This is a genomic window from Blastomonas sp. UPD001 (assembly GCF_003426715.1).
GTDB lineage: Bacteria > Pseudomonadota > Alphaproteobacteria > Sphingomonadales > Sphingomonadaceae > Blastomonas.
The window spans coordinates 1-821 of record NZ_QKVT01000140.1 but is presented as its reverse complement, the minus strand read 5'-3'; the positions used below and the strand labels follow the sequence as shown (position 1 = coordinate 821).

Genomic DNA, 821 nt, shown 5'->3' with positions numbered 1-821 from the left:
TCATCCTCGAAGATCAGAAGCGTGTATTTCATGCTGGTCATCCTGTCCGGAAGGTGCGGAATTGCATCCTTCAACAGCCCAGACGCAGGCGCCAGCCGGGATTCGACAGAGGTGCGCCGGAACCCGCAACTTTTTTCGTCGGTGCCGCTGCACTTGAGAAGGTGGCCTTGACCGGCTAAGGGCGCGCCCACTCTTTTGCTCTTTCCACACAGTCAAGGTGACCCATGAAGATCAGCGGCGTGGACATCCGTCCCGGCAACATCATCGAGTATGAAGGCGGCATCTGGCGCGCCGTGAAGACACAGCACACCCAGCCGGGCAAGGGCGGCGCCTACATGCAGGTCGAGATGAAGAACCTGATCGACGGCCGGAAGACCAACGTGCGCTTCCGCTCGGCCGAGGTGGTGGAGCGCGTGCGGCTGGACACCAAGGACTTCCAGTATCTCTATGCCGAGGACGATAACCTGGTCTTCATGGACAAGGACAGCTACGACCAGGTGACTCTGCCCAGGGACCTGCTGGGCGAGGCGGCGGCCTTCCTGACCGACGGCATGGACGTGGTGATGGAACTGTACGAGGAGCGCCCGATTTCCGTGCAGCTGCCCGAGCAGGTGGAGTGCACGATCGTGGAAGCCGATGCCGTTGTGAAGGGCCAGACGGCGTCTTCGAGCTACAAGCCGGCGATGCTGGACAATGGCGTGCGCATCATGGTGCCGCCGCATATCGGTTCGGGGACGCGGGTGGTCGTGGACGTGTACGAGCAGACCTACGTTCGGCGCGCCGACTAAGTGTCTCAATCAGCAATCATCACCGTCATGGAG

General features: G+C 61.3%; 2 protein-coding genes. One reads left to right on the top strand and one right to left on the bottom strand.

Features of this window, described 5'->3' with window-relative positions:
• Positions 1-191, bottom strand: a 191-nt coding sequence (locus tag DM995_RS22585) for a hypothetical protein (RefSeq protein WP_232824579.1), incomplete at its 3' end; no start/stop codon positions are given.
• A gap of 33 nt (positions 192-224) precedes the next feature.
• Here DM995_RS22585 and efp point away from each other — a divergent pair.
• Positions 225-788: an elongation factor P gene (efp, locus tag DM995_RS19685; protein WP_116970765.1), complete on the top strand. Its 564-nt coding sequence runs from the start codon at positions 225-227 to the stop codon at positions 786-788.
• Positions 789-821 lie beyond the last annotated feature (33 nt).